This window comes from Flavobacterium sp. (assembly GCF_041911335.1).
Lineage (GTDB): Bacteria > Bacteroidota > Bacteroidia > Flavobacteriales > Flavobacteriaceae > Flavobacterium.
Genome location: NZ_JAYRPD010000047.1, coordinates 164,310 through 171,992 on the forward strand (window position 1 = coordinate 164,310; position 7,683 = coordinate 171,992).

9 protein-coding genes are annotated in these 7,683 nt (G+C 33.6%); 4 read left to right on the top strand and 5 right to left on the bottom strand.

Going from position 1 to position 7,683, the window contains the following annotated elements; translation table 11 throughout:
* Positions 1-17: 17 nt before the first annotated feature.
* The 3 genes from ACE3PD_RS08185 to ACE3PD_RS08195 are packed head-to-tail and all read right to left on the bottom strand — an operon-like array spanning position 18 to position 2,270.
* Positions 18-380 (bottom strand): cupin domain-containing protein, encoded by a 363-nt coding sequence (locus tag ACE3PD_RS08185; protein ID WP_374401338.1) that lies wholly within the window; start codon positions 378-380, stop codon positions 18-20.
* Positions 381-384: 4 nt separating this feature from the next.
* Entirely contained in the window at positions 385-753 is a 369-nt protein-coding gene (locus tag ACE3PD_RS08190) for a DMT family protein (RefSeq protein WP_111567301.1), read from the bottom strand.
* The gene (locus ACE3PD_RS08195) at positions 753-2,270 is read right to left on the bottom strand and encodes a helicase HerA-like domain-containing protein (RefSeq protein WP_374401340.1); all 1,518 of its coding nucleotides are present in this window, start codon (positions 2,268-2,270) and stop codon (positions 753-755) included. Before ACE3PD_RS08195 ends, ACE3PD_RS08190 begins: the two co-directional genes overlap by 1 nt.
* A gap of 141 nt (positions 2,271-2,411) precedes the next feature.
* Here ACE3PD_RS08195 and ACE3PD_RS08200 point away from each other — a divergent pair, with 141 nt between their 5' ends.
* The gene (locus tag ACE3PD_RS08200) at positions 2,412-3,044 is read left to right on the top strand and encodes a 7-carboxy-7-deazaguanine synthase QueE (RefSeq protein ID WP_374401342.1); all 633 of its coding nucleotides are present in this window, start codon (positions 2,412-2,414) and stop codon (positions 3,042-3,044) included.
* Between the two features lie 166 nt (positions 3,045-3,210).
* Here the strand turns inward: ACE3PD_RS08200 and ACE3PD_RS08205 are convergent, their stop codons facing one another.
* Entirely contained in the window at positions 3,211-3,918 is a 708-nt protein-coding gene (locus ACE3PD_RS08205; protein WP_374401344.1) for a class I SAM-dependent methyltransferase, read from the bottom strand.
* A 70-nt stretch (positions 3,919-3,988) separates the two neighbouring features.
* On the opposite strand from ACE3PD_RS08205, the gene ACE3PD_RS08210 reads away from it, so the two are divergent.
* Positions 3,989-4,486 carry a YkgJ family cysteine cluster protein gene (locus ACE3PD_RS08210; protein WP_374401346.1) on the top strand — a complete coding sequence of 166 codons (498 nt, stop codon included), beginning with the start codon at positions 3,989-3,991 and terminating at the stop codon, positions 4,484-4,486.
* Between the two features lies 1 nt (position 4,487).
* Positions 4,488-4,898, top strand: a complete 411-nt coding sequence (locus ACE3PD_RS08215; protein ID WP_374401348.1) for a PH domain-containing protein — start codon at positions 4,488-4,490, stop codon at positions 4,896-4,898.
* Between the two features lie 39 nt (positions 4,899-4,937).
* Here ACE3PD_RS08215 and ACE3PD_RS08220 read toward each other — a convergent pair whose 3' ends face one another.
* Positions 4,938-6,188: an exo-beta-N-acetylmuramidase NamZ domain-containing protein gene (locus ACE3PD_RS08220; RefSeq protein ID WP_374401350.1), complete on the bottom strand. Its 1,251-nt coding sequence runs from the start codon at positions 6,186-6,188 to the stop codon at positions 4,938-4,940.
* Between the two features lie 82 nt (positions 6,189-6,270).
* On the opposite strand from ACE3PD_RS08220, the gene ACE3PD_RS08225 reads away from it, so the two are divergent.
* Positions 6,271-7,503: an ABC transporter permease gene (locus ACE3PD_RS08225; RefSeq protein WP_374401352.1), complete on the top strand. Its 1,233-nt coding sequence runs from the start codon at positions 6,271-6,273 to the stop codon at positions 7,501-7,503.
* Positions 7,504-7,683 lie beyond the last annotated feature (180 nt).

The window sequence follows — 7,683 nt, forward strand, 5'->3', positions numbered from 1 at the left end:
GGCAATTGCCTCTTTTTTTATTCTTCTCTATTTACAGCGTCCATACTAAACGCTGGCGTACAAATCGCCAAATATTCACACGGTTCATCAAATGGATTGGAATATTGAACACGTGTATTTTTCTCAATTTTTATCGATTGACCTGCTTCTAAGACTACCACTTCATCTTCAATAATGAATTGCTTTTTTCCTTTGATAATATAAGTGTATTCATCAAATTCAGGAGTTTGAAAAGGTTCGCTCCAACCTGGTGGCGCAATCATATGCGCAATCGAAATCTCCGAATTGCTGGTAGTTGCCAAACCGTGATGTTCTTCAATCAATTTTCCATCAGTGGTTGGAACTACGAATGGTGCTTTTTGGATAAAATATTTTTTCATTTTGTTACTTCTTAAATATAAAATAAACCGCCAATACTAAAAAACAAAACCCTACTGCGTGATTCCATTTGAAAGTTTCGTTCTTAAAGAAAACCATTGAGAAAATCACAAAAATCACCAAAGTAATTACTTCTTGTATCACTTTCAATTGCATTAACGAAAACGGACCGCCGTTGCCTTCATAACCAATTTTATTCGCAGGAACTTGAAAGAAATATTCAAATAAAGCCAATCCCCAACTGATTAATACAATTGTTATTAATCCAGCGTTTTCGAACCACTTTAATTCTTTGAATTTTAGATGACCATACCAAGCTAATGTCATAAAAACATTGGAAAGTATGAGTAATCCTATGGTGATAAATCCTTTCATTATTTCTTGAACATTTTCATTAATAAACCAAACGCACCTCGAATGAAACTTGCACTTGTAACTACTTTGGTAATTGATTTTCCAACTACTTCAGCCGTGCTTGGTTCTTCTTTTGCTTTTCGGGTTGGTTTTTCGGTTTCTTGCTCGGCTGCGACTTCTTGCGCTTCAGCAATTTTTTTGTTTAGCATTTCGTAAGCACTATCACGGTCTACAACCTCATTATATTTTTTCGCTAATTTCGATTTTGCGATACTTGCTTCAATTTCACTTTCTGTTAAAACATCCATTCTACTCATTGGTGCGCGCATCATGGTAGCTACTAGTGGTGTCGGAGTTCCTTTTTCGCTTAATGCGGTTACAAAAGCTTCTCCAATTCCTAACGAAGTTAACACTTCATCCGTTTCATAAAAATCAGTATCGGGATAATTTTCAGCAGTCATTTTAATTGCTTTTCTGTCATTTGCCGTGAAAGCTCTCAAAGCATGCTGAATTTTCAAGCCTAATTGTGCCAAAACGCCTGTTGGAACATCCATCGGATTTTGGGTAATAAAATACACTCCAATTCCTTTCGAACGAATTAATTTCACAATCGTTTCAATTTGATTTAATAAAGCCTTACTTGCTTCGTCAAAAATCAAATGGGCTTCGTCTATAAAAATTACTAATTCTGGTCGTCCCGCATCGCCTTGTTCGGGCATGGTATTATAAATTTCGGCTAACAAACTCAACATGAAAGTCGAAAATAATTTCGGTTTGTCTTGAATATCGGTCAAACGCATGATGTTAACGTAACCATTTCCGTTTTCGTCAATTCGCATTAAATCTTGAATATCGAATGATTTTTCGCCAAAGAATAATTCCGCACCTTGTTGTTCTAATTCGATGATTTTTCTTAAAATAGAGCCTGTAGAACTAGTTGAAATTCTTCCGTATTCGGCTTCAAACTCTGCTTTTCCTTCTTCGGTTGCGTATTGCAATACTTTTTTAAAATCTTTTAAATCCAATAATGGTAAACTATGATCATCGCAATATTTAAAAATTACCGAGACAACTCCAGATTGTGTATCGTTTAAATCTAAAATTCTTGAGAATAAAACAGGTCCAAATTCCGATACAGTTGCACGTAGTCGAACACCGTTTTGTTCAGAAATCGTCATCAATTCAACAGGAAATCCTTTTGTTTCGTATGGAATTGAAATTTTAGCATGACGTTCAGTGATAAACGATTTTTCTTCGCCAGGCATAGCAATTCCCGAGAAATCTCCTTTAATATCCATCATCAAAACAGGTATTCCATTTTGCGATAATTGTTCGGAAAGCACTTGAATGGTTTTGGTTTTTCCAGTTCCAGTTGCTCCTGCAATTAATCCGTGACGGTTTAAAGTTTTTAATGGAATATTTACGTGGGTATTTGGAATCGCTTCGCCATCTAAAATTCCGCCACCTAATGTGATGAATTCGCCTTTACAAGCGTAACCTTCGTTTATATGTTTGCTAAAATCTTCTGTTTTGCTCATTTTGATGTATTTTGAATTTCAAATGTAGTTAAAATCCAATCAAATTTCAAGGACAATGACAAGTACAATTTCAAAATTCTGACTTCTTATTTCTAAATTCTAACTTCCAAGTTGTATCTTTGCCCACTATTTTAATTTGAGATGTTACAGAAAGAAGTTCAATTAGCGGTTGAAAAAGGCGAAATGTTGCCTTTAATGGAGGAGTTTTACACTATTCAAGGTGAAGGTTATCATACTGGAACGGCTGCTTATTTTATACGAATTGGCGGTTGTGATGTAGGTTGCCATTGGTGTGATGTTAAAGAAAGTTGGAATGCAGAATTGCATCCGCCAACAAATACTGATATTATTGTTGCCAATGCAAAAAAATATGCCGATACAGTTGTAGTTACTGGTGGAGAGCCTTTAACTTGGGATATGAAATTGCTTACTTCAAAATTAAAAGAGCAAAATTTAAAAGTTCATATCGAAACATCGGGTGCTTATGAAGTAACCGGAACTTGGGATTGGTTTTGTTTGTCACCAAAGAAAAACAAATTACCAGTTCAAAGCGCTTATGATATTGCAAACGAATTGAAAGTAATCATTTATAACAAACACGATTTTATTTTTGCCGAAGAGCAAGCGGCAAAAGTTAATCCAAATGCGATTTTATTTCTACAACCAGAATGGAGTAAAAAAGAAGAAATGACACCTTTGATTGTTGATTACGTTATGAATAATCCAAAATGGCGAGTATCTTTACAAACACATAAATATTTGAATATTCCATAACGGAAATCTCAAATTCATTTTTTTCGGAACACAGATTTAAGAAATCAGATTAATTTTTAAAATTTCTTGAATCTGTGTTTCTGTTTTAAGTTTCTCTATTGATTGCTATGTAAAGTGAAACGCCTTTTCTACATAAAGAAAATCTTATGTGTCTATGTGTTTATAATTAAAGATTACTAAGCTTCGCTAAGTAATCAAAATGGTTACCTTCTATAACCAACTCGCATTCTAAGCCATTTGCAAATGCTGCATTTTGCAAGGTGTTGTAATCTAAATACAACCAATCAAAAGTATCTTCGGTCTCTCCTTTATATTGAATAGTAAACGTTAATTCACCATAATAACCATTTGCAGGGACTTCGTAAGCACCATCTTCGTCTTGATCATACATATAAATCAAGTCCGAACTATCAATTAAAATTTGTCCGCCTTCATTTAAAAGCGATTTTAATTTTTGTAAAAATTTCGAAATCTGATTCATTTTTCCGAAAATCCCGGTCCCGTTCATTAAAAGTAGAATGGTATCAAATTTTTCTGAAGTATCTAAATCTAAAACATCCGAAACTTTACAGTTTTTCAAACCTCGTAATTCACAAGCTTTGATTGCGTTTTTCGAAATATCTATTGCAGTAACATCAAAACCTTTTTCTTGCAAATACAAAGCATGACTTCCTGCTCCGCAACCAACGTCTAAGATTTTTCCTTTCGCTAATTGTAACGCTTTTTGTTCCAATTTTGGCATGTCTTTATAATCACGAAACAAATAGGCAACGCTCATTTCATCAGCTTCCGAAATAGAAGTTTCGGTGATTAAATCTTCGGGAGAATTATTGGTTTGATAGTCTAAAATGGCTTTTCCGAAAAGGTCTTTCATAAAAAAGTTTAAAAGTTTAAAGGTTTAGGAGTTTAAAAGTTGTTTAACTTTGCAGTAGAAAATTCATAAAATGCTAAAGCCAAATTTAAACGAACTCGGAAAACTTGCCAAAGATACGCATAACGAAACCAAAAAGTATTTTGACAAGCTAAAAAAGAAAACACCCAAGAATTTGGATTATGTAATGCAAGATTTACACGAAGCCGAATTCAAAAAAACGGATTGTTTAGAGTGTGCCAATTGTTGCAAAACAACTGGACCATTATTTACTTCGGCTGATATTGAACGAATTTCGAAAAGTTTTCGTCAAAAACCACAACAATTTATTGACCAATATCTTCGCATTGATGAAGATAATGATTATGTGTTGAAAAGCGTTCCGTGTACGTTTTTGGACAGCGACAACAAATGTTTCATCTATGATGTTCGCCCAAAAGCTTGCCGAGAATTTCCACACACCGATAGAAAGAAATTCCAACAAATCTCTGATTTAACGTTGAAGAACGTTGCTATTTGTCCAGCAGCTTATAATATTGTGGAGAAAATGAAAAATAAATTACCCTTGTAATATGAAAAAGGTTTTTCCTTCTAAAGTAGACATAGCATTACCAATATTATTTGTTGTAACTTCAATTCCTACAATAATAATAAGTGTTAGAGAAAAAGATTTGATTTTATTTGCAATTATGTTGTCAGTTTTTACTTTAATTATGTATTTACTTTATGATACCTATTACGTAATTACTCATGGAAATCTAAAAGTTCATTCAGGATTTATTGTAAATAAAAATATTTCGATTGGAAGTATAACTTTAATAAAGAAAACGGATAGCATTTTAAGTGCTCCCGCATCTTCATTAACGGATAGAATTGAAGTTTGTTATGGAAATTCAAAATCAATTGTAATATCACCAAAAGATAGACAACATTTTGTAGATGAATTACTAAAGCAAAATGTAGAAATTAAAGTTGAGTTATAAAGAAAAGTCTTTTCTCTTTCATCTTTTCTCTATTTTCTTTTACTCATAAATCAAATACTTCGCTCTCACTTCTTTAAACTGCTCCAAACCTTCTTGCCAAGTTTTTCTAATTTCTTTTTCGGTCATTCCGGCTTCAATTTGTTCACGGAGTTTTTTGGTTCCGGCTAATTTGGTAAAGAAATCATTGAAGAAAACGGTTTTGTCCGAAGTGTTTTCGTAGGCTTTCAATAACCATTTTAATTCCAATCGGTGTACTTTTCTAATTTCGGTTAAATCTTCTCCAAAACATACTTTTCCATTATGAACTGGATCTTTTGCGCCAAAATTTGGTTTCGGAGTAAAACTAAAATCAAACTCACTTTCAGGTAAAAAGGGCGAACCATATATTTGGAATTGTTTCTCTGTTCCGCGACCTAAACTAACATTCGTACCTTCAAAAAAGCACAAACTCGCATATAAATTAATCGATTGGTCATTTGGTAAATTTGGCGAAGGCTTCACAGGTAAGCTGTATTTCATATCGTGCGAATAGTTCAAACAAGGCGCTATTTTCAAATCGCATTGCAAAGCTTGTCCTGAGCTTGTCGAAGGATTTAACCATTTTTCTCCGTTAATCATTTTCGCATATTCGCCAATCGTCATTCCGTGTAAAACTGGAATTTCATGCATCCCAACAAAACTCTTATGTTCTTTTTCTAAAATCGGACCATCAATAATAGTTCCGTTCGGATTTGGTCGGTCTAAAACTAAAAGCGGAATATTATTTTCCGCACAAGCTTCCATCACATAATGCAACGAAGATATATAAGTGTAAAATCGCGCACCGACATCCTGTAAATCAAAAACCAAGATATCAATTCCTTCTAATTGCTCTGGTTTTGGCTTTTTGTTGTTTCCGTAAAGGGAAATAATTGGCAAATTTGTTTTGGTGTCTTTTCCGTCTACAATTAATTCGCCAGCATCAGCTGTTCCTCTAAAACCGTGTTCAGGGGCATAAATTTTCTGAAGATTGATGTTTTGTTCGATTAAAAAATCAACCAAATGTTTTTCTTTTGAAAGAATTCCCGTTTGATTCGTAACTATTCCTATGCGTTTATCTTTTAATAAAGGCAAATAACTTTCAAAGTTTTCGGCACCTGTTTTAAAAGTGACATCTGTTGAAGTGGAAGTCAAAGTCACATTATCATTGTTCGGTTTTATTTGCGGAATCGCCTTTTTGCTACTTCCACACGAAACAGAAAGTATTAGTAAGGTAATTAATGTTGTAAATCGGTATATATTGTATTTCATAACTATTTTTAATCTGTGTAAATCTGTGTAATCTGTGGCAAAAACTTTATGTATATTTGCCTTAATTATAATTTTTAAAACCTTGAATTTAGAATATTTCATAGCCAAAAGACTAATTGCTGCTAAAAGTTATAAAAGTAGTATTTCTTCGCCAATTATAAAAATTGCGATTACGGCAATTGCCATTGGAATTATTATGATGATTATGGCGGTGGCTACTGGTGTTGGGCTTCAAGATAAAATTCGTGAGAAAGTTTCGGCTTTTAACGGACACATTATTATTTCTAATTTCGATGATAATCAATCGCAGGTCACTACTGAACCGATTTCTATCAATCAAAGTTTTTATCCTAAGTTCAAAAATGTAGAAGGAATCAGTCATGTGCAAGCCGTGGCAAGTAAAGCAGGAATCATTCGTACAGAAAAAGCGTTCGAAGGCATCATATATAAAGGTGTCGGAAAAGATTATAATTTCACCAATCTAGAAGAATATTTGGTTGATGGTAAAATCCCAAATCTAAAATCCGAATTAAATACCGAAGTTTTGATTTCGGAATACTTAGCGAAACGGCTGCATTTAAAAGTAGGCGATAAGTTTCTAACCTTTTTCATGAAAGAAAACGGAAAACTTCCCAACAAAAGAAACTTTCTAATCACCGGAATTTTCAACTCAGGTTTTCAAGAATTTGACGCTACTTATATTATAGGAGATATTCGTCACGTGCAACTCATCAACAAATGGCAACCAACAGAAGTCGGAGCGTTCGAAGTTTTTGTAGACGATTTCTCAAAAATCAAAGAAAAAGGAGAGGAAGTCTACAAAGAAATTCCACCTACTTATAATAGTATCACCATTGAAGAGAAATATTATAGCATTTTCGAATGGCTAAAATTGTTTGATTTTAACATTTTGGTGATTCTAATCGTAATGATTGTTGTTGCCACCATCAACATGGTAGTCGCATTATTAGTACTGATTTTAGAGCGCACTCAAATGATTGGAATTCTAAAAGCCATGGGTGCCAACAATTGGAATGTTAGAAAAATATTCCTCTACAACGCTTTTTATTTAATCGCCCGCGGATTGTTTTGGGGAAATCTAATAGCAATTTCTTTATTGTTAATTCAAAAATTCTTCGGTGTAATCCAACTCAATCCCGAAAACTACTATGTAAACGAGGCGCCAGTAAGTATCAATTTACTTCACATCGCATTATTAAATATCGGAACTGTAATCGTTTGTTTATTGGTGTTATTGATTCCCTCTTATATTATTACCAAAATCTCACCAGTAAAAGCAATACGTTTCGATTAGTTTTTAGAAGCAGTCATTCCGCATTTCATAAAGACTTTCAGTCCCGCTCATATCTTTGCTCTATTCTAAAAGTATGAATAATTTTATCTTTTAAATAGTATTAATAGATAAGCAAAACAAAGTTGCAAAATTGTGATCCCGCCAGATACATCTTTTGATGATATTGTTGAGACAGGTAAA

What these genes read in the sequence shown, in the direction of transcription:
- ACE3PD_RS08190 (WP_111567301.1), bottom strand. Translation starts at nt 753, where the DNA reads ATGAAAGGATTTATCACCATAGGATTACTCATACTTTCCAATGTTTTT.
- ACE3PD_RS08215 (WP_374401348.1), top strand. Translation starts at nt 4,488, where the DNA reads ATGAAAAAGGTTTTTCCTTCTAAAGTAGACATAGCATTACCAATATTA.
- ACE3PD_RS08200 (WP_374401342.1), top strand. Translation starts at nt 2,412, where the DNA reads ATGTTACAGAAAGAAGTTCAATTAGCGGTTGAAAAAGGCGAAATGTTG.
- ACE3PD_RS08185 (WP_374401338.1), bottom strand. Translation starts at nt 380, where the DNA reads ATGAAAAAATATTTTATCCAAAAAGCACCATTCGTAGTTCCAACCACT.
- ACE3PD_RS08220 (WP_374401350.1), bottom strand. Translation starts at nt 6,188, where the DNA reads ATGAAATACAATATATACCGATTTACAACATTAATTACCTTACTAATA.
- ACE3PD_RS08205 (WP_374401344.1), bottom strand. Translation starts at nt 3,918, where the DNA reads ATGAAAGACCTTTTCGGAAAAGCCATTTTAGACTATCAAACCAATAAT.
- ACE3PD_RS08210 (WP_374401346.1), top strand. Translation starts at nt 3,989, where the DNA reads ATGCTAAAGCCAAATTTAAACGAACTCGGAAAACTTGCCAAAGATACG.
- ACE3PD_RS08195 (WP_374401340.1), bottom strand. Translation starts at nt 2,270, where the DNA reads ATGAGCAAAACAGAAGATTTTAGCAAACATATAAACGAAGGTTACGCT.